General features: G+C 48.6%; 21 protein-coding genes. 14 read left to right on the forward strand and 7 right to left on the reverse strand.

The genetic code is table 11. The annotated features are described in order from the left end of the window. Nucleotides 1-126: 126 nt before the first annotated feature. The gene (locus ACH3Y6_RS03965; RefSeq protein ID WP_490834280.1) at nucleotides 127-3330 is read right to left on the reverse strand and encodes a S41 family peptidase; all 3204 of its coding nucleotides are present in this window, start codon (nucleotides 3328-3330) and stop codon (nucleotides 127-129) included. A gap of 139 nt (nucleotides 3331-3469) precedes the next feature. Here ACH3Y6_RS03965 and ACH3Y6_RS03970 point away from each other — a divergent pair, with 139 nt between their 5' ends. The 8 genes from ACH3Y6_RS03970 (at nucleotide 3470) to ACH3Y6_RS04005 (ending at nucleotide 10642) form a co-directional block, all read left to right on the forward strand. Then, nucleotides 3470-4600 carry a DmpA family aminopeptidase gene (locus ACH3Y6_RS03970; protein WP_490834281.1) on the forward strand — a complete coding sequence of 377 codons (1131 nt, stop codon included), beginning with the start codon at nucleotides 3470-3472 and terminating at the stop codon, nucleotides 4598-4600. Beyond that, entirely contained in the window at nucleotides 4600-5448 is an 849-nt protein-coding gene (locus ACH3Y6_RS03975) for an aminotransferase class IV (RefSeq protein ID WP_490834282.1), read from the forward strand. Before ACH3Y6_RS03970 ends, ACH3Y6_RS03975 begins: the two co-directional genes overlap by 1 nt. A gap of 78 nt (nucleotides 5449-5526) precedes the next feature. Beyond that, nucleotides 5527-6261: a hypothetical protein gene (locus ACH3Y6_RS03980; RefSeq protein WP_490834283.1), complete on the forward strand. Its 735-nt coding sequence runs from the start codon at nucleotides 5527-5529 to the stop codon at nucleotides 6259-6261. Nucleotides 6262-6303: 42 nt separating this feature from the next. After that, nucleotides 6304-7020: a 5-oxoprolinase subunit PxpB gene (gene pxpB, locus ACH3Y6_RS03985; RefSeq protein WP_490834284.1), complete on the forward strand. Its 717-nt coding sequence runs from the start codon at nucleotides 6304-6306 to the stop codon at nucleotides 7018-7020. Continuing rightward, nucleotides 7017-7994 carry a 5-oxoprolinase subunit C family protein gene (locus tag ACH3Y6_RS03990; RefSeq protein ID WP_490834285.1) on the forward strand — a complete coding sequence of 326 codons (978 nt, stop codon included), beginning with the start codon at nucleotides 7017-7019 and terminating at the stop codon, nucleotides 7992-7994. The genes pxpB and ACH3Y6_RS03990 overlap by 4 nt, the downstream gene beginning before the upstream one ends. A gap of 53 nt (nucleotides 7995-8047) precedes the next feature. Continuing rightward, complete coding sequence (locus ACH3Y6_RS03995) at nucleotides 8048-8794, forward strand: 5-oxoprolinase subunit PxpA (protein WP_490834286.1); 747 nt, start codon at nucleotides 8048-8050, stop codon at nucleotides 8792-8794. Further along, nucleotides 8791-9972 (forward strand): NRAMP family divalent metal transporter, encoded by a 1182-nt coding sequence (locus ACH3Y6_RS04000; RefSeq protein ID WP_490834287.1) that lies wholly within the window; start codon nucleotides 8791-8793, stop codon nucleotides 9970-9972. Before ACH3Y6_RS03995 ends, ACH3Y6_RS04000 begins: the two co-directional genes overlap by 4 nt. Nucleotides 9973-10009: 37 nt before the next feature. Beyond that, nucleotides 10010-10642 carry a class I SAM-dependent methyltransferase gene (locus tag ACH3Y6_RS04005; protein ID WP_490834288.1) on the forward strand — a complete coding sequence of 211 codons (633 nt, stop codon included), beginning with the start codon at nucleotides 10010-10012 and terminating at the stop codon, nucleotides 10640-10642. Here the strand turns inward: ACH3Y6_RS04005 and mnmH are convergent. Continuing rightward, nucleotides 10631-11770, reverse strand: a complete 1140-nt coding sequence (gene mnmH, locus ACH3Y6_RS04010) for a tRNA 2-selenouridine(34) synthase MnmH (RefSeq protein ID WP_490834289.1) — start codon at nucleotides 11768-11770, stop codon at nucleotides 10631-10633. The two genes, ACH3Y6_RS04005 and mnmH, sit on opposite strands and share 12 nt — an antisense overlap. Nucleotides 11771-11802: 32 nt before the next feature. Between mnmH and ACH3Y6_RS04015 the strand changes: the two genes are divergently transcribed. Next, nucleotides 11803-12297 (forward strand): SixA phosphatase family protein, encoded by a 495-nt coding sequence (locus tag ACH3Y6_RS04015; RefSeq protein ID WP_490834290.1) that lies wholly within the window; start codon nucleotides 11803-11805, stop codon nucleotides 12295-12297. A 12-nt stretch (nucleotides 12298-12309) separates the two neighbouring features. Here the strand turns inward: ACH3Y6_RS04015 and ACH3Y6_RS04020 are convergent, their stop codons facing one another. Together ACH3Y6_RS04020 and ACH3Y6_RS04025 are read right to left on the reverse strand one after the other, a co-directional pair. After that, a complete protein-coding gene (locus tag ACH3Y6_RS04020) occupies nucleotides 12310-13215 on the reverse strand; it encodes a DMT family transporter (protein ID WP_490834291.1) in 906 nt (301 codons plus the stop codon). Between the two features lie 66 nt (nucleotides 13216-13281). Next, nucleotides 13282-14373, reverse strand: coding sequence for a glycosyltransferase (locus ACH3Y6_RS04025; protein ID WP_490834292.1), 1092 nt, complete (start codon nucleotides 14371-14373; stop codon nucleotides 13282-13284). Nucleotides 14374-14565: 192 nt separating this feature from the next. Here ACH3Y6_RS04025 and ACH3Y6_RS04030 point away from each other — a divergent pair, with 192 nt between their 5' ends. Both ACH3Y6_RS04030 and ACH3Y6_RS04035 read left to right on the forward strand, forming a co-directional pair. Beyond that, entirely contained in the window at nucleotides 14566-14805 is a 240-nt protein-coding gene (locus ACH3Y6_RS04030) for a hypothetical protein (protein WP_490834293.1), read from the forward strand. A 110-nt stretch (nucleotides 14806-14915) separates the two neighbouring features. After that, nucleotides 14916-15278 carry a DUF2200 domain-containing protein gene (locus ACH3Y6_RS04035; protein WP_490834294.1) on the forward strand — a complete coding sequence of 121 codons (363 nt, stop codon included), beginning with the start codon at nucleotides 14916-14918 and terminating at the stop codon, nucleotides 15276-15278. A 140-nt stretch (nucleotides 15279-15418) separates the two neighbouring features. Here ACH3Y6_RS04035 and ACH3Y6_RS04040 read toward each other — a convergent pair whose 3' ends face one another. Next, complete coding sequence (locus tag ACH3Y6_RS04040) at nucleotides 15419-16684, reverse strand: pyridoxal phosphate-dependent aminotransferase (protein ID WP_490834295.1); 1266 nt, start codon at nucleotides 16682-16684, stop codon at nucleotides 15419-15421. Between the two features lie 195 nt (nucleotides 16685-16879). On the opposite strand from ACH3Y6_RS04040, the gene ACH3Y6_RS04045 reads away from it, so the two are divergent. After that, a complete protein-coding gene (locus ACH3Y6_RS04045; protein WP_490834296.1) occupies nucleotides 16880-17587 on the forward strand; it encodes a LytR/AlgR family response regulator transcription factor in 708 nt (235 codons plus the stop codon). A 266-nt stretch (nucleotides 17588-17853) separates the two neighbouring features. Here the strand turns inward: ACH3Y6_RS04045 and ACH3Y6_RS04050 are convergent, their stop codons facing one another. Then, on the reverse strand, nucleotides 17854-21024 hold the full coding sequence (locus tag ACH3Y6_RS04050; protein WP_490834297.1) for a WD40/YVTN/BNR-like repeat-containing protein: 3171 nt from the start codon (nucleotides 21022-21024) through the stop codon (nucleotides 17854-17856). A 186-nt stretch (nucleotides 21025-21210) separates the two neighbouring features. Between ACH3Y6_RS04050 and ACH3Y6_RS04055 the strand changes: the two genes are divergently transcribed. After that, nucleotides 21211-22503, forward strand: coding sequence for a DUF5690 family protein (locus tag ACH3Y6_RS04055; RefSeq protein WP_490834298.1), 1293 nt, complete (start codon nucleotides 21211-21213; stop codon nucleotides 22501-22503). A gap of 72 nt (nucleotides 22504-22575) precedes the next feature. Here ACH3Y6_RS04055 and msrB read toward each other — a convergent pair whose 3' ends face one another. After that, a complete protein-coding gene (gene msrB, locus ACH3Y6_RS04060) occupies nucleotides 22576-23139 on the reverse strand; it encodes a peptide-methionine (R)-S-oxide reductase MsrB (RefSeq protein WP_490834299.1) in 564 nt (187 codons plus the stop codon). 177 nt (nucleotides 23140-23316) lie between these two features. On the opposite strand from msrB, the gene ACH3Y6_RS04065 reads away from it, so the two are divergent. After that, nucleotides 23317-23895, forward strand: coding sequence for an adenylate kinase (locus ACH3Y6_RS04065; protein WP_490834300.1), 579 nt, complete (start codon nucleotides 23317-23319; stop codon nucleotides 23893-23895). Nucleotides 23896-23939: the final 44 nt, after the last annotated feature.

Here is a 23939-nt window from a genome sequence, read left to right on the forward strand (position 1 = left end):
GTTATTGTGTTGTTATAAGATTAGACAATCCTATAGGCACAGGTGTGACTTTATGATCGGAATTAATATACTGCGAAGTATATAACTATGGGAAAGTGCTGTAACTTTCCCATAGTTATTACAGTATTACCGGATTTCTTTCAGTAAAGTGTTTACTGCAGCTTCCAGTTGCTGGTCGCGGCCTTTGATCACGGTTTCATAGTCGTTCATGAGTTTGATATCGGGTTCAGTCTGTGCGTTCTCGAGGTATTGTCCTTTCATGTCTTTACAACCCAATGGTGGCACACCCCAGCGGATACTGTTATCCTGTAGTGCTTCCCAGCCAGCAAACGTACAGGTGCCGGGTACAGGCATACCCACCAGTTTGCCGAGTTTCAATTCCTGGTATGTGTAGGCATAACAATGACCATCGCTGTAATTGGCTTCATTGGCGATGGAGATGCTGGGTTTGGTCCAGCGGAAATTAGGCTCATATCCATTACTGCGCGTGTCGGTGGTGTAATCCATGAATTTTTTTCCGCTGAGGAACATGGCCAGGTCGGCCACGAGGTCGCCGCCGCCATTAAAACGGGTATCTACCACAATTCCTTTGCGGCTGGCATATTTGCCCATCACTTCTTCATAAGTGGTGCGGTAGGCACCATCGTTCATGCCGGGTATGTGTACATAACCCAGTTGACCATTGCTTAAGCGGCCTACTTCTTCCTGGTTCTTTCTTACCCAGCGTTTGTACAAAAGCCCGTTCTCCTCGCCCAGACTGATGGGTTTTACGATAAATTCTTTTCTGGCCGAACCATCCAGCACCACTAGCAGGGTATTTTTACCGGCTTTGCGGTTCAGGAACTGTGCAGGGTCCTTATCGGGTGTGATGAGTTCACCATCGATCGATTCTATGATCATGCCCGCTTTGATGTTGAGACCGGCTTTGTCTAATGGACCGTCTTTGATCAGTTCTTCTATCCGGATACCATTGCCTTTGTATTGCGGGTCATAGAAAACACCTAACGAGGCGGTTGCATCGCCATTGGCGGAAACGTTATTATAGCTGGCTCCGCTATGGCTCACATTCAGCTCGCCCAGCAGCTCACTCAGCATTTCTGCAAACTCATAATTATTACCGATATGCGGCAGGTATTTCTCATAGTCGGGTTTGTAGCTGTCCCAGTTCACCCCATGCATACTGGCGGTATAAAAAGTTTCTTTGGTGCGGCGCCATACATGTTCAAACATAAAATGCCTTTCAGCATCTACATTCAATACCATTTCACCATTGATGCTCACCATGTCGCGTTTACCGGTGTTTGGGTCAATTTTAGAAATACTTCCATCCGCAGAGAGGAAGATGGTCTTCTGGTCTTTATCCCAGGCAAGGCTACCCCCACCCGCATTCAGCGGAACGAGCATTTTGGTTTCTTTGGTGCGCAGGTTGGTGCTCCAGAGATTACTTCCTTTTTCAAAACGGGCCAGGTAATAGAGCGTTTCACCGTCTTTACTGACCAGTGCATCACTCAGCGAAGAAGAGTGAATGGTAAGTTTAGCCTTGCGGATGCTGAGCCCTTCCCAGTCGATCACCACACTATCTTTTTTGTTTTCCTTCTTCTTTGTGGTATCTGCTTTGGCTTTGTTCTCTTCGGCTTCTTTCACTAATGCGGCATCTTCTTTGCTGAGTTTGAACTTGTCATAGGCCTCCTGTGTAAAGAACATTGCATACACATCTGTTTGTGCGCCGCCGCTCTGCGCCACGCTTTTCAATCCATCGCGGTTACTGAACCAGAGCATGGCTTTTCCGCCCATGATCCATTTGGCGCGGCTATCATTGAAGCCGCTTTCGGTGAGATTGCTCACTTTTCCCTTGCCATCGGCAGCAATGATACCCACTTCGCCGGAAGCCACTCCCGGAACGGAATAATCAAAGAGGATCCATTTGCTGTCAGGACTCCATTGGAAATACTGGTCATTGTCGCCCATCGAAAACAGCTCCTTATCAGTCAGCAGGGTGCGGGATTGTTTGCTGGCAATGTTGTATACCTTCAGCGTCATCCGGTTCTCTATATAAGCAATCTCTTTACCGTCGGGAGAGTATACGGGCTGGTAGTTCTCGTTCCCGTTCACGATCACCGGGGTTTCTTTTAATACGGTGGACGCATAGAAATAAGGTTCTTCATCGCGTGTTTTCCTGGTTTCGAATATTTTCCAGCTATTGCCACGCTCAGAAGCGTACAGCAGTGTTTTGCCATCAGCCGAGAAACTCACCAGTCGCTCCTGCTCGGGTGTATTGGTGATGCGTTTGGTGACACCACCCTCCACACTGGTCACAAAAACTTCGCCGCGGAAGATGAAGGCAACTTCTTTACCATTGGGTGATACGGCCATATCCCTTGCACCGCCTGTTACCGGAACTACTTTCTCGTTATTGCTCTTGACATCTGTAGCAATACTGATATTAACCTTATTGCTTTTGCCATTGGCTTTCTGGGTATACAGGTAGCCATCGTAAGTATAACAAAGCGTACCGTCATTGGCAGCGCTTAAAAAGCGCACCGGGTGTTTTGTAAAAGAGGTCAGGGTCTGCGGCTTCCCACCTGTAATAGACATCTTCTGTACATTGAAAGACCCGCTTTCTTCGCTCAGGTAATAAAAAGCCTGGTCGTTATCGGTGAATACCGGGTTACGGTCTTCGCCGGCAAAGGAAGTGATCTTTTTATGCGAGCCGGCTTTGCTGTCGTACACCCAGATATCCCTTGCAATAGCAGAATGATGGTGTTTGCGCCAGGTGTTTTCTCCGCCTTTTTTATCCTGGTAGATCAGGTATTGGCCATTCCGGCTCAGTTTTACTTCTTCTGCCGGTGTGCTCAACACCTGTTCGGCCCTGCCACCGTTGACAGGAACTTTGTATAACTCCGGCTGTGAACCCGTTGGGTAAGTCCGGTTGCTGGCCAGGTCCATACGTGTGGCACCAAACAATACTGACCGGTTGTCTGCGGAGAACTCATAGGGATATTCCTGTGCTGAATGCCAGGTGATTCTCCTGGCTTCTCCGCCTTCTGCCGGTATCACGAAAATGTCGAAGTTGCCGTAGCGGTCGCTGGCAAATGCGATCTGTTTGCCGTCGTGGCTCCATACGGGCATGAAATCGTGTGCCTCATGTACGGTAAGCGCAGTAGCATTACCTCCGCTGGCGGCAACGCGGTAAAGATCCCCCTTGTAGGTGAATACAATGGTGTTTCCGTCGGGTGAGATGGCCGCATAACGGATCCATCCCGGATCGGTCTGGGCAAAACTGCTGAAGCTGCAGCAGGCTGCCAGCAGTAAACAGGTGATTTTTTTCATAGCAGTATAATGAGCCAGAAAGTTAGGAAAGAACTATTGTAAAATCATAGGTAAGGGTATGATCTGGTTGAAAAGCCATAACCGGCAAAGTCCTGAGAACGATGTCAAAGAAACCGTAATTTTAACACCATCTCCTTTTATGAAAAGATCTCTTCTTCTTTGTTGTGGTATGTCAGTTGCTTTATTTGCCTTGTCTCAGTCCAAAAGACCGCGTGACCTGGGAATCGGCATCGGTGTATTGCCAACAGGTACCTATAATGCGATCACGGATGTAGCGGGTGTTAAAGTAGGGCATGCCACTTTGATCAAGGGCGATTCGGTCCGTACAGGTGTAACGGCCATCCTGCCTTTCGACGGGAATATTTTTCAGCATAAGGTCCCTGCAGGTGTGTTTGTGGGCAATGGTTTTGGCAAATTGGCGGGCAGCACACAGCTGACCGAGCTGGGCAACCTGGAAAGTCCCGTGATCCTCACCAATACCCTGAGTGTGGCCACTGCCATGAATGCGGTGATCGGGCATACGTTACAACAGGCAGGTAATGAGAAAGTATTTTCCGTGAATGCAGTGGTGGGTGAGACCAACGACAGTTACCTGAACGATATCAGAGGCCAGCATGTGCAACAAACAGATGTGCTGAAAGCCATACAGGAGGCAGCAAGCGGTCCTGTTGCAGAGGGAGCAGTAGGTGCCGGTACGGGCACGGTTTGTTTCCAGTTCAAAGGAGGAATCGGCACGGCTTCACGCAAACTGCCGGCATCGATGGGCGGATATACAGTAGGTGTGCTGGTGCAGACCAATTTTGGAGGAGTATTGCAGATTAACGGTGTGCCGATAGGAGAAGAATTGAACAAATATTATCTGAGCGATCAGCTGAATAAAAAAGAAGATGGTTCCTGTATGATCGTAGTGGCAACCGATGCGCCGCTTGACAGTCGCAACCTCAGCCGCCTGGCCAAACGCGCTTTTATGGGACTGGCCAAAACCGGTGGCATTGCGCATAATGGCAGTGGTGATTATGTGATCGCTTTTTCAACAGATCCCTTATTACGGATCGATCATAATGCTTCAGGGAAAACACAAACAGTGAGTCTGTTGACCAATGACGCGGTCTCACCCCTGTTCATGGCCGCCATCGAAGCAACAGAAGAAGCGATCATCAATTCACTTTTCGCAGCCACTACCACCAGGGGTATTGGTAACCATGTGGCGGAAGTTTTACCGGTAGAAAAAGTATTGGACATCCTGAAAAAATATAACCGTATTCGATAATGAGCAACCTGACCTGTTTTTGTAATGACCGTTTCATGCCGCTAACCGAGGCTTCTTTACCCGTGAATGACCTGGGTTATCAGCGTGGGTATGGTATTTTTGATTTTCTGCGTGTAACCGGCAATACACCTTTGTACTGGGAGGACCACCTGGACCGTTTTTTCTTCTCGGCCCAGGCCATGCATTTGCCGGTAAAATATCAGCGGGATGCGTTACAGCAGATCATCCTGCAACTGATCAAAGAGAATGCCCTGCCTTTTTCGGGAATACGTATCATGCTGTCGGGAGGAAGTTCGCCCGATGGGTACCAGATCACTGAGCCTAACCTGGTGATCGTGCAAACACCGTTAACACCTCCGCCGGATCAGGTGATGTTGCCTGGGTACAAAGTGGTCAGTTATCCGCATCAGCGCCAGATGCCGCATGTGAAGACCACCGATTACCTGATGGCGATCTGGTTACAACCCTGGGTAAAACAACAGGGGGCAGATGATGTGTTGTACCATCAGAATGGGATCATCACCGAGTTTCCCAGGTCTAATTTCTTTCTCGTGACCGACGACCATACGATCGTTACCCCAGAGAAAAATATCCTGGCAGGGATTACCCGGAAACAGATACTGCAGGTTGCGGCTGCAAATGGACTGCGGGTCATACAGAAAGATATCTCACTGGAAGAGATCGGTGCTGCGCGTGAAGCATTCATCAGCAGTTCCACCAAACGGGTAATACCGATACGAGAGCTGGATCATACCCGATTCGAACCTTATACTACAGAATCTGTGACCGCCAAGCTGTTCAGCTGGTTGCGGCAACATGAAATTACGACCGCAGGTAAGGCGCACTGATGCCATTTATCCAAAATAGGTTGTCCGCTTTTTACAGGTAAGATAGTTTTGGTTTCCTACTTATGATGAACTGAACCGATGAATCCGAAACTAATACCTGCTATCTTGCTTTCAGTCCTGTCGCTGCTTTGTATCGCGATCGTGATGCGTGGCCTGCAACTGGCATTACGCCGAACGGGCTTTACAACTGTTAGAAGGAACAGGATCTGGGTTAACACATGGATCTTCGTTGCAGCCTGGTTGGTTTTGATCGGTGCACTCGCCATCAAAGGTTTTTTTGCTGATTTTTCAACGATCCCTCCGCGACCTGTTTTCATGATCCTTATTCCGCTGCTGGTTTTTGTTACCATCGCCTTTTCTGCTACAGGAACTGAGATCATCAAAGTCATACCGCCGCATTGGCTGGTGGGCATGCAATCGTTCCGCATTCTGGTGGAGCTCTTGTTGTGGCGGGCTTTTCTCGATAACCTGCTGCCGATCCAGATGACTTTTGAGGGCAGTAATTTCGACGGGCTAAGTGGCCTGCTGGCTGTTCCGGCAGCCATGCTCCTGATGCGTAAATGGATACCACAGCTGGTATTGTTCTTTAATATTGCCGGCTTGCTGTTGTTGTTGAATATCCTCCTGATAGCCGTACTCTCGATGCCTACTCGTTTCCGCTATTTCACCAATGAACCACCCAATACGCTGATCGGGGAATTCCCTTTTGTATACCTGGGGGCGGTACTGGTGGCCATTGCACTTGGCCTGCATATCTTTTCACTGCGCCAATGGTGGTTGCTTCGCAAAGAAGCCATGTTGACCAGGGCATAGTTCCTGCTGGTGGTTTCTGGCCGATGATGTAATTTGTAGCCGGTGGCAAATCTTCCCGAATACCAGTACTATGCCTGCGGCGATCATGCCGTTACCATTGCATTGGGCAATGGGATCTCTGTTGCCATCAATGAGCAGGTGATGCGTTTATACCGGTGCCTGATTGCGCAGGAAACCGAAGCGGTGCTGGATATCATTCCCGCATATAACTCGCTCACGGTCGTGTACGATGCGCTGTTGCTGTTCAGGAAATACCCCGGCCGTTCACCTTATGAGATGATGCACAACTGGCTGCAGCAATCGGTTGCAGCGATGCATCATGTACAGGAGCAGCCAGCACGAAAAATAGAGATTCCCGTTTGTTACGACAGGACCCTCGCTCCGGATATAGAGGCAGTTGCCGCCTTACATGAATTGTCTGCAGCAGAAGTGATACGCTTGCATACGGCTACTGCCTATCGTGTATATATGATCGGGTTCCTCCCGGGCTTTGCTTATATGGGATCGGTACCTGAGCAACTCATCACACCCCGGAAGACGACACCCAGAACCCGTGTGCCTGCAGGCAGTGTAGGCATTGCCGGGGAACAGACCGGGATCTATCCGTTGGATTCGCCCGGCGGCTGGCAGTTGATCGGTCAGACACCATTGCAACTTTTCGATGTGCAACAGGTAAACCCCTGTTTGCTGCAACCCGGCGATGAAGTGCGTTTCTATCCAATATCTCTTGCTGAATTTCAAAAACTGAAACGGCCATGAGTATACGGGTACAAAAAACAGGACTGCTGGATACGCTGCAGGACAGGGGCCGTTACGGTTACCAGCAATCCGGTATCAACCCCGGCGGTGCAATGGACCGTCTGGCTATGCGTATCGCCAACATGCTGGTGGGCAATGACCCGGCAACAGCTGTACTAGAAATGCATTTTCCTGCGGCCGTCTTATTCTTTGAGACCACCACCCTGATCGCATTGAGCGGTGCGGATTTTTCTCCTGAAGTGGAGGGCAGGGAAGTTCCCCTGCATCAGCCGGTGCTGGTAAAAAAAGGTGCAGTTCTGCAATGTAAAAAACAAAGAAAAGGCGCCAGAATGTACCTGGCAGTAGCCGGTGGTTTTGTAGCAGAGCAATGGTTGCATAGTGCCAGTACGCAGCTGCAGGTAAAAGCCGGTGGTTTTGCAGGAAGGGCCTTGCAGAAGCAGGACAGCTTATTGCTAAAACATGCGAACCGGTATCCTTTACCCGAACTTTCGCAGGATTTTGAAACCCTGCCCTGGCGCGCAGATATTGGTGGATTATACCATGATGGACCTATCCGCTGTATTGCCGGAAACGAGCTGGATGGCGATACCCGACAATTACTGACAGATTCCGTTTTTCAGATATCCCGGGAGAGTAACCGGATGGGGTACCGTTTGCAGGGCCCTCCACTGCAAACGAACCTGAGTAACGAACTGGTATCAACAGCCGTAACCAGGGGTACTATGCAGCTATTGCCCAGCGGACAGCTGATTGTTCTGATGGCAGACCACCAGACAACAGGAGGGTACCCTCGTTTGGCGCATGTGACCAGTGCCGACCTGCCCGTTTTGGCCCAAAAACAGGCAGGTGAGGAATTTGGGCTGCAACTGGTGAGTGTCACCGAGGCAGAAAAAATTCTACGGGAACAGGAAATGAATTTGCAGCAACTGCAAAATGCCTGTAACTTCCGTTTAGATCAGTATTTCGGAAGCTGATCGTTCATCAAAACCTAAATCATAACTCCCCCCGATTGCCGGGGAGCCCGTGCATGCAAACCATCGATCTGAATTGCGATATGGGAGAGGGCTTTGCCCACGATGCCCAACTGATGCCCTGGATCAGCAGCGTGAATATTGCCTGCGGTTATCATGCCGGAGACGCAGATAGCATGCAGCGTACACTGGCACTGGCCATTGAACACCAGCTGGCGATCGGGGCACATCCCGGTTTTGCCGACAAAGCCAATTTTGGCCGTACCGAAATGCTGCTTCCCCTTAACGAAGTGTTTGATCTGGTGATGATACAGGTACAGCTGTTGCAGGAGATGGCTTTGCAGATGGGCTCCAGGCTGCATCATGTAAAACCGCATGGGGCATTGTACAATATGTCTGCAAGAGACGCACTTCTTGCTAATACTATTGCAAAAGCAGTCTATACGGTAGATAGTGAATTGGTACTGTTTGGACTTAGCGGCAGTCATTCTATCAGTGAAGCAGAAAAGATTGGGTTACGAACCGCCAGTGAGGTTTTTGCCGACCGAACCTACCAGCCTAATGGAAGTCTCACACCCCGCTCAGCCGCCAATGCCCTTATTGGCTCGGAAGAGGAGTGCCTGCAACAGGTATTACAGATGATAGAGCAAAAAACAGTGACCGCAACCAACAAACAGGCGGTTTCCATAGTAGCAGACACGGTTTGCCTGCATGGTGATGGGGAGCATGCACTGGATTTTGCCCGGGCTATTTTTTATAAGCTACAACAACACCATATTCAAATTCAACCCCTCGAACATTGAAAAAAGTTGCACGCTCGTCTGCCGTTTCCGGCGCAGCTTTCCTGATGGCCACATCTGCCATTGGCCCGGGTTTTTTGACACAGACCACTGTGTTTACCCAGCAGCTTCTGGCCAGCTTTGGTTTTGTGATCCTGATCTCCGTGTTGCTTGATATCGGCGCCCAAATGAATATCTGGCGGGTGCTGGCTGTAACGGAGAAACACGCGCAGGATATCGCCAACGAACTGTTACCGGGCCTGGGATATTTTGTGGCTGCACTGATCGTGGTAGGCGGACTGGCTTTCAATGTAGGCAATATGGCTGGCTGTGGTCTCGGCTTGAACGTACTCACCGGGATCGATACCGTATATGGCTCCATCATTAGCTGTATAATGGCTTTGTTCCTTTTTTGGATGAAAGAAGCCGGTAAAGCCATGGACCTTTTTGCGAAAGTATTGGGTGTGCTGATATTCCTGCTGACCCTGTATGTGGCATTCAGTTCGCATCCCCCGTTGAGCGATGCGCTATGCCGGACATTTGTTCCGGAAAAGATCAGCGTAGTGGCTATTGTTACACTGGTCGGTGGCACAGTGGGTGGTTATATCTGTTTTGCCGGTGGTCATCGTCTGCTCGATGCGGGCATTAAGGGGCAGGCGGCTTTGCCGGAAGTGACCAGAAGTTCCGTAACCGGTATCCTCGTAACAGCTACTATGCGTGTGGTACTGTTCCTGGCTGCACTGGGTGTAGTTACGCATGCAGGATTGCTGGATGCTGCCAATCCGCCGGCATCAGTATTCCGGCTTGCTGCTGGCGAATTGGGATATCGATTTTTTGGTGTGGTTATGTGGGCAGCTTCCATTACCTCGGTGGTGGGTGCTTCTTATACTTCGGTTTCTTTTCTCAGAACATTCCATCCATGGATCAACCGCAACGACCGTTGGCTGATCAGTTGTATCATTGTTTTTTCAACGATCGTTTTTGCATGGGTTGGCCAGCCGGTTAAGATCCTTGTTACGGTAGCAGCTTTGAATGGGTTGATCTTGCCCATTACACTGGCAGTAATGCTGCTGGCTGCAGGAAATAACCGACTGGTAGGCAGTTATCGCCATCCGTTGATTTTGCAGATTGCCGGATGGATAGTAGTGGTGGTGATGAGTTGGATGAGTTACCTGACCATTACCCGCTGGCTGGGATTGTAATCAAAGATCCTTTTTTGTAACTTTATAAAAAACCGTCATGGAGGATAAACAACATTACTGGGACGCTATTTACCGGACCAAGCAACCCAATGAAGTAAGCTGGACACAGGAAAAACCTGCCACTTCGCTGGATTTTATACATAGTTTTCACATACCCAGAGACGCTGCCATCATTGATGTGGGCGGAGGCGACAGCCGGCTGGCAGATTACCTGCTGGATGAGGGTTTCCAGAACATCACGGTGCTTGATATATCGCAGGAAGCGCTTACCCGTGCCCAAAAACGTTTGGGCGACAAAGCAGGAAAGATCAAATGGGTGGTGTCTGATGTAACAGCGTTTGAGCCGGATACACAATACGATGTTTGGCACGATCGGGCCACTTTTCATTTTTTGACTACGCCCGAACAGATTAATAAGTATATCAATATTGCTGATCAACATGTAAAAGGGTATATGACCATCGGAACGTTTTCAGATTATGGCCCCGATAAATGCAGTGGACTTCCTATACGTAAATACACGGAAGAATTATTACAAAAAGAAATGGCAAACAAGTTCGACAAGATCCGCTGTGTTACGGAAGACCATGTAACACCTTTTAATACCAAACAGAACTTTCTGTTCTGCAGTTTTAAAAAACATGCTGTACCGGACAGATCAGTTGCCTGATATGCCAGCTGTTGCCTTCTGTGAATACTGTGTAAGTACGGCTTCGGCGGTAGCTTCTGCAGAAACATTGTTCAGGATCACTTTGTTGAAGAGTGACGAAAAATTTTCCCGGTTCTGCAGGCTCTTGAGATAAAATTTGTCATAATAGGCAAGCAGGATAGCGAAGCAGTCTTTGATATTGTCTTCTATCAACAGACTCACCGCATTTTTGGTTTCCAGTCCGCCCAGCCTTTTTTTGATTCGAAGAATGGCATTGATCAGTTTCTCCTTTTCAAATTTTCCGTAATGTTCTACCAGGAATTGTAATCTTTCCTCAAAAGGTATATCCAGGAAATAGATTTGTTTATCGCGCATCTGTCTGAAAAAAGCAGCGGGAAGGTTTACTTCGCCAATGCGCTGGCTTTCGTCTTCCAACCAGATGACTTTTGATAAATACGGTCTGCCTGCAGCCTGATCATCGGATCCTGTGTGCCAGCTGTCAACTGTTTTCTTTAATGCGGCAGCCAGCAGGTTCTCAAACATTTCCTGGGAGGGTTGTGCCGGTTGGCCAAGAGCTCCGAATGCAGATCCTTTATGGTTGGACAGTCCTTCGAGGTCAATCACCGACTGTTTTTTTTTGGTTAGTGCCTGCAAGGCTTCTGTTTTGCCGCTGCCCGTAAAACCACCAATGATATTGATAGGGTAAGCAATGTTGAACTGGTCCAGCACCCATTTTCGGTAAGCCTTGTACCCTCCTGCCAGTGTGTATACCTTGAATCCATAGAGGTCCAGCATCCAGGCAACACCTGCACTGCGCATACCGCCACGCCAGCAATGAACCAGTATGATATGGTGATCTCTTCTGAAGTGTTGCCGTTTGTTTTTGATATCAAGGATCTCTTCAACTGCTTCAACCATCTTCGCCATTTTTACCCCAAAAAAATCGAGTCCCAGTTTAATGGCTTTTTGCTGACTCTCCTGTTTGTAAGCGGTTCCTACCACTTTCCGCTCTTCGTCGGAGAATAGCGGCAAACTATGGGCTCCGGGAATATGGGCATGACCAAACTCGCCCGGACTGCGTACGTCCAGCACGGGATGCCTTTGAGCAAGTGCCAGGAATTCTTCTACCGGAATACGGGTAATAGCCATGCAGCAAATGTAAGGGCAGAATTTTGTAACTTTTGGGTCTGAAACAGTTATTGATCATACGACACGCCAAAAGCAGCTGGGCCGTAGTTGGCCAGGACGATTTTGACCGGCCACTGAACGACCGCGGGAAACACGATGCACCCATGATGGCACAACGGCTGCTGGACAGGCAGGTGTCTATCGATCTGTTCATCACCAGTCCTGCCAAAAGAGCCCTGACAACCGCCAAACATTTTGTGGAAGTATACCAGACGGGGAAAGAACGGCTGGCTACTGTGAGACAGCTCTACCATGCGTATCCTGCCATATTTTATGAAGTGATCAGTGAGATCGATGATTCCATCCGGACTGTGGCGGTCTTTTCGCATAATCCCGGCATCACTACTTTTGTCAATGAATTGACGAGTACCCAGATCGATAATATGCCCACCTGCGGGGTGTTTGCGGTGAAAGCCGATGCTCTGCACTGGAAAGATTTTGCAGCAGCTAAAAAATCTTTCTGGTTTTTCGATTATCCCAAACGCTGAATAAACGATACATCAGGAAGGTTGTATGGTCTCTGTCTGTTTTTTAAAGTTGGCGAGGTAAACCCCGGTAAAGATGAGGATGGCGGCAGTCAGTTTGATCAGGTTGAAATGCTCTCCGGCAAATACGATGGCGATCACTGCTGCAAATACAGGCTGCGTATAGATATAGGCTCCGGTTGCAGAAGCACCGATGATGGAAATGCCATATACATTCAGCAGGTAAGCCAGAAAAGTGGCGCCTACGGCCACAGCGGCCAGCGCCAGCCATTGTGCCAATCCAAACCCTGCCCAGTTGGTGGCGAGGAACTCCTGCATGCCAAAGGGCAGGATCACAAGCGAGCCAAATGTGAAGATCCATCTGAGAACCTGTATGCCGCTGTAGGTCTGCATGAGCGGACGTACCAGCACCAGATAGAATGCATAAGAAACGGCATTGATCAGTACCATGATATCGCCGAGTAACAGGTTGCTGCCACTATGCCCGGGGTCTTTCAATAAGATCAGTAAAGTGGCACCGCCGATACCGAGTATCAGTCCGGTGAATTTCAATAAGGTAAATCCTTCGCGCAACAGCCATGCGGCGATCAGGGTGATGAAAATGGGGGTGGCCAACGACAGTAAGGAACTGTGGATAGGTGTGGTAAGTGATACCCCCTTGATAAAAAAGATCTGGTTGATCACTACCCCTGTTAACGCACAAAGAAGAAAACGGGGAATATGTTTGCGTTCAAGCCTGACCTTGCCGGGTTTGAAGAGGAAAAGTGTCCAGAACAGGAACAGGCTTACCAGTATCCGTACCACATTTAAGGCAAAAGGGTGCAGGTATGCAGGTGTGATATATTTTACGATTGCATAATTGGCCCCAAAAATGAAATTGGCGCCCAGTACAGCGGCATGTGCTTTGGTGTTGCGGGTCATGGGGGGCAAAGGTAGGATAATGTAGGAGAGTGAGTGGGCAGTGGTGAGCAGGGCGTTTGTTTCGGCCTATTCATGAAGGGAGTTGTTGAGTAAGTTGGACAGGTCGGTTTCCCTGAACGTAGTTAAGGATACTGGTTGGTAAGAAAAAGTTCCGGCCATGGGCAGGTGTTTGCTGCAATCGAACCGGTCTTGCGAAAATGATAAACAGTACCCTTTTTCCTGTAACCGATCGGCAAGGTATTCCTGTTCCGTTTGGCCCGGTGTGGGAATGAGTATTGCTTTTTTATGAAGTGACAGTATTTCCATTACGCTGGTATACCCGCTGCGACAGACAATATAGTCACTCTGGTTAATGGCGTCCTCCAGTTCGTTGCCCCCCAGGTGGTTCTTTACAGTGACTTTATCGCCAATGAAAATATTTTCCACTTCTCCCGGTTTTCCCCGAACCAATAAACAGGTACTGTTCAGTTTTGGTAATCCCAATATGAATTTTTCTTCAAGGATGCTTCTTTGTGGCTCAGGTCCGGAAAGCAGGATGCAGTAATCGTATTTTTTTTCCAGCTTCTTTTCCTGGAACCGGGAAAGAACACCCATGTACCTGACAGGTATTGCGGGCAATTGTTTGGGGTGAGATAAAATGCCGGCAAGATTAAGTTCCCCCGCTGCATCAGGTACCCAGCAGGCAGAGAACCGGTTAATATACCGGTAGTTGATGCGTTGCAGGATCTTTTGTAACCAGCCAAACGGTGCTTTGATGGCAAGCTGGTGCGTGATGAAAATGCAGGAAACCTTTTCCGAATATAAACCGTACCGGTTATCGGAGATCACCAGGTCTACCTGGTGTTGGTCAATCACATCCTGCAGCCATTGGTGTTCTTCGATGATCAGTTTTTTCAGGCGCGGCAACTGTTTGATCAATGCCAGTGCCAGGCCAATACGGGTACCCGCATACCGAACCCGGTAACCGGGTATGGGCAGTATGGTAAGCATGGGGAATTCCTGGTTCAACAGGTGGGCCTGAGCACCATCGGCAGCAATGATGACATTGAAACCCTTGGTTACCAGTGCCCTGATAATGGGAATGCAGCGTGTTGCGTGGCCCAGTCCCCAATCGAGTGGGGCCACCAGTACCGTGTGTATGTTAAAATTATCAGGCAAAACGATTTGTTTGGTAAGTGTACGGCGTAAAATAGTATTTTAGAACGCGAATATGAAGATGAAAATAAACCAAATAATCGTTTTGTTGTTGTTGGTATCACTGGTCTGTGGTTCCTGTGGTCTTTTGAACAGGAATAAAAACTCAAAACTCTGCGGTTGCCCGCCCAGTCACCGATAATTTTTGATTAGCCTATGAACAGGGATTTGCTGGTTTTATCATCTTCTGCGCAACGCAATCCACAGCTGATGGAGCATGAGCTCGTACAGTTGCACCAACTGTTGTTCGATACCGAGAACTGGGCAGCATTTTCCATTGCCAACGAGATCATCGACATTAACCGCAGGAGGATCATCCGCAAGACACACCTGATCCAGCAGGTATTAACAGAACGAAGACAGAAACCTTTTGTGTTTACCTGTAATAAGAATTAAAAGGCTTGCCAGGTTCCCTTTTCAGAACCTGTTGGCAAAAGGAAGGATATAGCTATATTGAGCTGTTATCAGTAACGATCACCAACCTTACCATTATTTAATCTGTTGGCATGAGCAACACCGCCCATCACGATGAACGTATAGCCAAAATGACCTTTGCTTCGGTCTATCCGCATTATCTCAACAAGGTTGAGAAGAAAGGAAGGACCCAGGAGGAACTGCACCAGGTGATCGAATGGCTTACCGGGTATGATCATAAACAGCTTCAGGGTCTGATCGATAAGAAAGTGACTTTTGAAGAATTCTTCCGGAAAGCAACGCTGCATCCCAATGCTCACCTCATCACCGGCCTGATCTGCGGGTACCGGGTAGAGGAAATTGAAAATGCCTTAACACAAAAAGTACGCTATCTGGATAAACTGGTAGACGAACTGGCCAAAGGCAAAAAGATGGAGAAGATTTTGCGCCCGTAGCAGATCCCCTTCTTTTCTTTTATGGCTTTTATTGTAATTTCTGCATTAAGTGGAGCCAGTTTTAATAAAAGAAAAATGGGGGGAAGAAAAAAATGAGGGCCTCTTGTTCGGAGACCCTCACTATAATTTATGCATCTGCACTACTTCAGTTTCTCTAACGCTGCTTCCAGTTTACCCAGCATTTCGGGGATCTCTTCTTTTTTGCTGGTACCTACACTTAAACGGTACCAGGGACTGTTGGCTCCTGCTCCAAATGCAGAGAAGGGAACCACCGCCAGTTTGGCTTCTCCAAGAATATAGGAAGTAACATCTGACTGTGAAACCAGTGGCTTGCCATCGGCAGTGGTCTTGCCTGCCAGGTCTAATTTGATGGTAAGATAAATGGCTGCCTGGGGTGAAACAGAATCAACCGGATATCCTTTCTTTTGTAAAGCGATCAGTCCGTTATGGATGCTGCGCAACCTTTCTTCTATCTCAGCTTTGAAATGAACCAGGTAGCGGGCGATATTATCTTTCTGTAACAGGTATTTTGCTACCGCTTTCTGTTCAGCCATGGGAGCCCAGGCACCGAGGTGACTCAGGATCGCTTTCATTTTGGCGATCACGGTCTCCGGACCCAATGCCCATCCTACCCGCACACCGGTAGAGGCAAAAACCTTGGAAATACCATCCACAAAAATGGTATAAGATTTCATATCAGGCCTGAGTGAAATGGGGTTGTAATGTTCTGTAGCACCGTAGGTGAGTGTCCAGTACATCTGGTCAAACATCAGGTATAATTTCTTTTCATCTTCACCGCGTTGCCTGTTTTCTTCCAGTATCAGGTCGCAGATCTCTGCCAGCGCCTGTTTGGATAAGGTGGTACCGGTAGGGTTTTGCGGTGTGCAGATGCAGATCAGGGTAGCGCCCTTGATATGTTTACGGATATCATCGGGAGTGGGCATGAAGTCATTCTCGGGTAAACATTCGATCACACAATGTTCACCATCTGTCATGTGAACATAGTGGTTATTATTCCAGGAAGGAACACCATAGATCACTTTATCGCCTTTGTCTACAATGGCTTTGAAAATGGTATAGATCAGCGGGCGGCCACCGGATGCAATCTGTATTTCGCTGGGCGAATAATCAATGCCTTCCCATTCTTTAATGAAACTGCTGACGGCTTTGCGCAGGTCAAGCACACCTTCTGCTGCCGGATAACTGGTATTGCGTTGCTGGTACGATTCGATGATCAAAGATTCCAGCTCTGCCGGGATTGGGAACACCTGCGGATCAAAATCACCGATGGTGAAATTGTATATTTTCTCACCGTTGCGGATGCGTTCGCTGATGGCGTTTCCGAGTTTTACGATCTCACTGCCGATCAGGGTTCCGGCCAGGTGGCTTAGTTTGGGTTGGCTCATAAAAGATTGATTGAAAATCGAGCGCAAAATTACACCATTGACCGGTGGAGCTATGAAATAATTGGTCGCGGCCGGGATTTATGTCACTTGTATGACAAATACCATCTCCTTTACGATTTGGTACTCAACAACATATGATTCTGACCGAACGTATGTATAAGTTTTTTCCTTAATTTGGAATAGGAAATTAACCGGATGAAAAAAAAGATCCTGATCATCGACGATGATATCCTGATCATCACTATGCTCACCAAACTCATCAGCCTGTATCCTGCGCTGGAGCTGGTGGGTAACTGCAGGTCGTTCCAGGAAGCCAGACAGTTTTTTGAAAAAGAAGTGGTGGATATTGTGCTGCTCGATATTGAACTTTCAGACGGGCATGGTTTTGATCTTATCCCATTCATTTCGGGCGATCCTTCCATTGTTGTGATTACAGGAAATGAGAACTATGCATTCACCGCATTTGAGATAGGTGCCATAGATTTTCTGAAAAAACCGATCCTGCCGAACCGTTTCAAGAAAAGTATCGATAAGATCTTTGAGCGTGAAGCACCGGTTGCACCAGTGCCGGCAACCGTGGAAAAGGAAAAACCCTTCCTGTTCATCAAAACCGGTGTCAAAATCATCAAAATTGAGATCGATCGTTTATTGTATGCCGAGGCGCTGCGCGATTATATCAAACTGGTACTTAGCGGTCAGGAAACGCACCTGGTGAATCTCTCCCTGTCCGAACTGTCGCGCAGGCTGGCCAATTTTGGTTTTTTGCAGGTACACCGTTCGTATATGGTAGGCATCCGTCACATCAAACTGGTACAGGACGATATCATTTACCTGCAGGAGAATAATACCCCCATCCCTATCGGTAAAACCTACAAGTCTGTTATAGGAGCATTATTGAAGTAAACCAGGAAATAGCAGCGGGGGGACCGCCATTCTGGTTATGAAGGGGACATTAATTGCTTCTTACTTCCGGCTCTTTACCAAAAAGTTTTCTTTCGAATCCGTTGATTCTGTAAAGTTCCACTGTTTGTTTTATTTGCATTTACACATATCTTCCAACGGATCGGTATTTTCTGCAAACAGGCCCCTATAAAAGGCAAAAGGCCCACCGGGCCTTTTGCAACAATCCAATAAAAACATTCACTCATCCTCTCATTCACTCATTGATCCTACTCGATAGGTTTATAGTCTTTGAACATTTTCACAGGTGCGTTCTCCGCCAGTGATCTGTACTCTTTCCATTTGCCATCAAAGAATGCATTGGCTTTGGCGATGACTGCGGAGATCATGTTCTCGGCATCCTGCATCAGGCGTTCTTCCTGTGCGTCGGGTGCAACGCGTTTACCGAGTACATACATGCGGGCTTCGCCGAAAATGCTGTTAACGGTCACCTGTGGTACATTGCCGTAACCTTGTTTTTCCTGGGGTTTGCCATTCAGCTGCTCACGGATGGCTTTTAAACCTTCCTGAACTGCTTTGCCCACTTTGCGTAAAGTGTCGGCCTGTTTGGCATCCATGTCTTTCAGATTAGCCTCGATCTTTTTGATGATCTCATCTGCTTCTGTCAGACGATCGTTCAGGGTGGCCAGTTTCAGGGTCTGTTTGTCCAGTCTCGCATTGGCTTTGCGGATGGCATCGCGGATCTCTTTGTGTAACGGTGCATTGGGATCATCATTCACCACTACCAGCGTGCTATCGGTATGGTCTTTACCCAGGCTGAACACAACTTTATAGGTACCGGGATCAACGGGCAGACCACCTGGTTCTGCTTCACCGGCACCACCACCGCCGCGGCGGCCACCACGGCCACCACCGGCCTGGCGAACACCCTTGCCTTCCATGCCCCAATAGAAGCGGTTAAAACCGCTGTCGGCTTTGGTGCGCAGGGTGCGTACCTGTACATTAGCCGCATCGAAAATGTGGATAGTAGCTGTATCGGCCAGTTTGTTCTTGCCGGTATCAGCAGCAGATTTGTTCACAAAGAAACTGAGTGCAGCACCGGTTCTTCGGTTCTCGCCTTCATAACTTCCCCAGATGCTGTATTCAATACCCGATGCGTTTTTAATATTAGCCTGGTATCCCTGAGGAGCGTCGAAAGCCATTAATTTTTTGACAGGAAGGATGCCTTTACTGGCTGCGATCTTTCTCAGCGGGCGGATATCATCCAGGATCCACAGTGCTCTTCCGAAAGTAGCGATCACCAGGTCCGCTTCCCTTTCCTGGATAGCCAGGTCGTAGGTTGAAACAGACGGGTACCCGTTTTTGAACTGCTGGTAGGTAACGCCGTTATCGAAGCTAACCCATAAGCCCTGTTCGGTTCCCACAAAGATCAGGTTAGGCTCAACGGGATCCTGTATCAGGCACAAAGTATAACCGGTCACTTTCTTTTCATCAACGATGCGTGTCCAGGTCTTACCAAAATCGGTGGTGTGGAAAATATAGGGTTTCATATCGCCCCTGCGGTAATCATTGGCCACTACGAATGCTTCACCGGCATTGTGGCGTGAAGCGCGGATCTGCGGTACCCACGCACCCAGCGGCATGCCGGGTATCTTACCACGGAAATTGGTCCAGCTTTTGCCGCCATCGGTAGTGAGCTGCACATTACCGTCATCGGTTCCAACCCAGATCACACCCTGCTGCTTGGCAGATGGTTCAATGGCCAGGATGGTGCAATAGTTTTCGGCACCGGTGATATCGATAGAGATACCTCCATTATTACTTTGGTCAATTTTAGCGCTGTCATTCGTGGTCAGGTCCGGGGAGATCAGTTCCCAGGAAGCACCACGGTTGGTGCTTTTGTTCACAAACTGGCTGCCGTAGTAGATCGTGGCCTTATCAAAAGGATCCTGTGCTATGGCTGCGTTCCAGTTAAAACGTTGCCTGGTTTTCATATCGGGTCTGGGTGGGCGTATATTCCACTCTTCGCCGGTAGCTATGTTGTAACGGTTCACATTTCCTCCCTGGCTCATCGAGTATACCCAGTTAGGATCTTCCGGATCGGGCATCACGTCAAATCCATCACCGCCGTTCACTCCCTGCCAGTAAGCATTGCGGATGCCGCTGCGCACCCATACATAGGCGGGGCCGTGCCAGCTGCCATTATCCTGTAACCCTCCCATGACATTGTAAGGAATGCGGTTGTCTACGTTGATGTGATAGAACTGTCCCAGCGGAAGTTTCTCATCGAACTGCCAGGTCTTGCCCCTGTCGCGGGTAATGGCGATACCGCCATCGTTACCGTCGATGATGAAAGAAGAATTGGTGGGATGTATCCACCAGGCATGGTGATCCGGGTGAATACCGGCGTAAGGGATGATGGTAGTGGGGAATGTTTTACCGCCATCTTCACTCATGGTGATCATCTGGTTGATGTTGAACAGGCGGTTCTCATTCTGCGGGTCCACTGCAATATCCTGGAAATAGAAAGCGCGGTTGGTCACCACAGAAGGCTCGCTGTTCACCAGTTGCCATTTCTGTCCACCGTCATCTGAACGGTACAGACCGTTTTTGGTGGCTTCCACCAGTGCGTATATGCGGTTGGGATCGTTGCGGCTGATGGTGATGCCGATGCGGCCATATTCGCCCGCAGGCAGACCTTCTTCCTTGCCTAATTTTTTGAATGATTTACCGGCATCATAGGTCACATACAGGCCGCTGCCACTGCCACCGCCTTTCAGGCTCCAGGGAGTGCGCTTATGCTGGTACATGTTCACCAGTAATTTGTTGGGGTTTGACGGGTCCATCACCATATCCCCCCCACCGCTGGTATCGTTGGTATGAAGGATCAGCTTCCAGGTTTCGCCGCCATCGGTTGTTTTGTACAATCCTCGTTCGGCGTGTTCGGCAAAAGGGTTGCCCATCACACCGGCATACACCACATCCGGGTTATTGGGGTCGATGATGATGCGGTGGATATTACGGGTCTTCTGCAGGCCCATGCATTTCCAGGTTTTACCACCATCCAGGCTTTTATAGATGCCCTCGCCCAGGCTGATGGAGTTACGCGGGTTACCTTCTCCGGTACCTGCCCATACCACGCTGGGGTTAGACTGGGTAATGGCAACAGAACCGATATTCTGGATCGGCTGCTCGTCAAATACGGGTGTCCAGCTGCCGCCGCCGTTCTCGGTTTTCCATACACCACCACTGGCAGTTCCGAGGAAAATAATATTGGGATTGGTCCAGACAGCATCAATAGATGTAACACGGCCACTCATACCGGCCGGGCCGATATTGCGGGGTTTCAGGTTCTTGAAATGTTTGGACAGGTCGGCCTGCTGGGCAAATAGTCCAACAGAAGCCATGATCAGCGATGTGACCAGGAAGATTTTTCTCATACGTGAAAGTTTCAGTCTCGGAAATTCTGAAATAAACCCGCAACTGCCAAATGATATTGATCTGTGGTTCAGGTATTTCTGCTGAGCGGCCAGAATGAATCGGTGGATTAAAAAAACAACAAAAAAAGCCGGCAGTCGTGTGATGTAGCAGCTGGAGGGATTATATTTAGTTCTCAAACGAATCACTTGCCTAACCTGATCCGAACCTACCTGCAGGGAAACGCCCTGCGAACCGGTATCTATGCTGCCGTTGTTGCCTTTCTTACCTATACCATGATCTTTGGTTTCCGAAAATCCTACACGGTGTGCACGTTCGATGGGATGCGTTTTGCGGGGGTCCATTATAAGACGATCCTGGTATTGAGCCAGATGATCGGTTACCTGATGGCTAAGTTTTATGGTATCAAGTTCATTTCAGAGTTACAGCGGCTGGGCCGTTACAAGATCATCTTGTTACTGGTGGGCATAGCCTGGGCTGCCTGGTTGTTTTTTGCCGTGATTCCTGCACCGTATAATGCCGTGTTTTTGTTTATCAATGGCTTTCCGTTGGGGATGTTATGGGGTGTGGTGTTCTCTTATGTGGAGGGAAGACGCAGTACCGATTTTATCGGTGCTTCGCTGGCTGTGAGTTTTATCTTTTCATCGGGCTTTGTAAAAACGGTGGGCGGATGGCTGCTGCTGGAGTTTCATTTGTCTGAATTCTGGGTACCTTTTGCTACCGGACTGGTATTTGCTCTGCCATTGCTTCTTTTCATTTATCTCATCGAAAAAATACCACCACCGGAGGAGGCCGATATAGCTGCTCGGATGAACCGGACGCCCATGTCGGCTGAAGACCGTAAACAATTCGTCAAAACCTTTCTGCCGGGTCTGGTGGCCTGTATCGTGATCTATGGTTTTGCCACCATCTTCCGCGATATCCGCGATAATTTCAGCGCCGATATGTGGAAGGAGATGGGTTACCTGAACCAGCCTGCCATCTTCTCCAAGACGGAAACACCGATTACCCTGATCGTATTGGTGCTGATTGGAAGTATGGTACTGATCCGGAACAGTTACAAAGCGCTGATGCTGGCCCATGTGTTCATCGGTATCGGTTTTGTACTGGCGGGGATCTCTACTTTGTTCTTCGTGCAGAAACAACTGGATCCTGTCTGGTGGATGACGGCCGTGGGTCTGGGCCTGTACATGGTCTATATCCCCTTCAATTCTGTTTTCTTCGAACGGTTGATCGCCACATTCCGTTTTACAGGTAATGTGGGCTTCCTGATCTACCTGGCAGATTCTTTCGGTTACCTGGGGAGTGTGGGTGTGTTGCTGAGTAAAGAGATCTTTAAAGTAAAACTGAACTGGGTGGATTTCTTTTCCAACAGTGTCATGATCCTCTCTGTGGTGGGCGTGCTGATCACCGTTTTCTCGGCGTATTATTTTGCAGGGAAGAAGCGTGAGGGTGAATCGTCAATCGTGAGTGGTGAGTAGGGAGCAGGGAGTGACGGTGGCCTCTATGCTGCTCCATTCACCATTGCCAACTCACTACTCACCACTGCCGCCTCATCCCTTTTTCTTCTCCTCAAATTTTCTCTCTGCATCTTTCGCTTTTTCAAAATCGAGCACCACACCGTTGATGCAGTAGCGCAGACCGGTTGGAGGCGGGCCATCGTCAAATACATGGCCCAAATGCGATTTACAGCGGCCGCACTGTACCTCGGTCCGTTGCATACCGTGACTGTTATCGGGCAGATAAATGATGGAACCCTTGGTGATGGGTTCATAAAAGCTGGGCCATCCGCAACCACTCTCGAATTTGGTGTCACTTTTAAAGAGGGCATTGCCACAAACGGCACAGTAATAAGTGCCGATCTCTTTGGAAGTTTCGAACGGACTGGTAAAGGGCCGTTCGGTTCCTTTCTGGCGGGCGATATAATATACTTCCGGACTCAGGAATTTTTTCCACTCTTCTTCCTGTAAAACCACTTTGGACGAATCGGTCCGCGAATACACGGGGTTATTCTTTTTGTTTTCTGTATCCATTTTGATCGGGTTCTTTTGATTGGATTGACTATGACAGCCCTGCCATACAATGGTTGAGAGCAGTAGCAGAATGAGCGGCTTCATATTCAATTAAATTTTATGTGATAAAAATAACGTAACCTGTCGGGATCTTGGCTTTTGTCTGACGGAAATGCGTCATAAAACCTTACGATCGATCGCTTCCAAAGGTTTTCAAATACTGTTAAATGTTTTTTAAAATCAAGGCCTTATCTTTGTGCTTCACGTAAGGTAAGCAACTACATGTTTAATATTATCCTGTTTGGACCTCCCGGAAGCGGGAAAGGTACGCAAAGCGAGAAGCTGATTGCAGCATATGGGTTAAAACATTTATCAACCGGGGATCTGTTACGCAGTGAAATTGCGCGCCAGACACCTCTCGGACTGGAAGCCAAAAGTATCATGGACCGTGGCCAGCTGGTGCCGGATGAAGTGGTGGTGGGTATGATCAGTTCTGCGCTGGAAGCCAATCCGCAGGCCAAAGGTTTCCTGTTTGATGGATTCCCCCGTACGGTGGCCCAGAGTGAAGCCCTGGATAAACTGCTGAACCTGAAAAACACCTCCATTGGTGTGGTACTGGCATTGCAGGTAACTGAAGAAGAGCTGGTACAGCGCCTGCTGAACAGGGGGTTAACCAGTGGTCGTAGCGATGATACCAACGAATCGGTGATCAGGGCCCGAATTAAGGAATACCAGGACAAAACATCCGTAGTAGCAGATTATTACAGCCAGTTCGATAAAGTGGTCAATGTGAAGGGTGAAGGATCCGTAGAAGAAATTTTTGCCGCTCTTTGCAGCGAAATTGACAAACGGATGTCTTAAATATATATCTTGTAAAAAGTTTTACAACCAACAACCAACTGCAA

The organism is Sediminibacterium sp. FW305-C-269 (genome assembly GCF_058231045.1).

Coding starts and splice junctions, on each gene's coding strand:
- ACH3Y6_RS04065 (WP_490834300.1), top strand. CDS start 23,317: ATGTTTAATATTATCCTGTTTGGACCTCCCGGAAGCGGGAAAGGTACG.
- ACH3Y6_RS03975 (WP_490834282.1), top strand. CDS start 4,600: ATGAGCAACCTGACCTGTTTTTGTAATGACCGTTTCATGCCGCTAACC.
- ACH3Y6_RS04035 (WP_490834294.1), top strand. CDS start 14,916: ATGAGCAACACCGCCCATCACGATGAACGTATAGCCAAAATGACCTTT.
- ACH3Y6_RS03980 (WP_490834283.1), top strand. CDS start 5,527: ATGAATCCGAAACTAATACCTGCTATCTTGCTTTCAGTCCTGTCGCTG.
- ACH3Y6_RS04020 (WP_490834291.1), bottom strand. CDS start 13,215: ATGACCCGCAACACCAAAGCACATGCCGCTGTACTGGGCGCCAATTTC.
- ACH3Y6_RS04030 (WP_490834293.1), top strand. CDS start 14,566: ATGAACAGGGATTTGCTGGTTTTATCATCTTCTGCGCAACGCAATCCA.
- msrB (WP_490834299.1), bottom strand. CDS start 23,139: ATGAAGCCGCTCATTCTGCTACTGCTCTCAACCATTGTATGGCAGGGC.
- ACH3Y6_RS03990 (WP_490834285.1), top strand. CDS start 7,017: ATGAGTATACGGGTACAAAAAACAGGACTGCTGGATACGCTGCAGGAC.
- ACH3Y6_RS04040 (WP_490834295.1), bottom strand. CDS start 16,684: ATGAGCCAACCCAAACTAAGCCACCTGGCCGGAACCCTGATCGGCAGT.
- ACH3Y6_RS03970 (WP_490834281.1), top strand. CDS start 3,470: ATGAAAAGATCTCTTCTTCTTTGTTGTGGTATGTCAGTTGCTTTATTT.
- mnmH (WP_490834289.1), bottom strand. CDS start 11,770: ATGGCTATTACCCGTATTCCGGTAGAAGAATTCCTGGCACTTGCTCAA.
- ACH3Y6_RS04050 (WP_490834297.1), bottom strand. CDS start 21,024: ATGAGAAAAATCTTCCTGGTCACATCGCTGATCATGGCTTCTGTTGGA.
- ACH3Y6_RS04005 (WP_490834288.1), top strand. CDS start 10,010: ATGGAGGATAAACAACATTACTGGGACGCTATTTACCGGACCAAGCAA.
- ACH3Y6_RS03965 (WP_490834280.1), bottom strand. CDS start 3,330: ATGAAAAAAATCACCTGTTTACTGCTGGCAGCCTGCTGCAGCTTCAGC.
- ACH3Y6_RS03995 (WP_490834286.1), top strand. CDS start 8,048: ATGCAAACCATCGATCTGAATTGCGATATGGGAGAGGGCTTTGCCCAC.
- ACH3Y6_RS04045 (WP_490834296.1), top strand. CDS start 16,880: ATGAAAAAAAAGATCCTGATCATCGACGATGATATCCTGATCATCACT.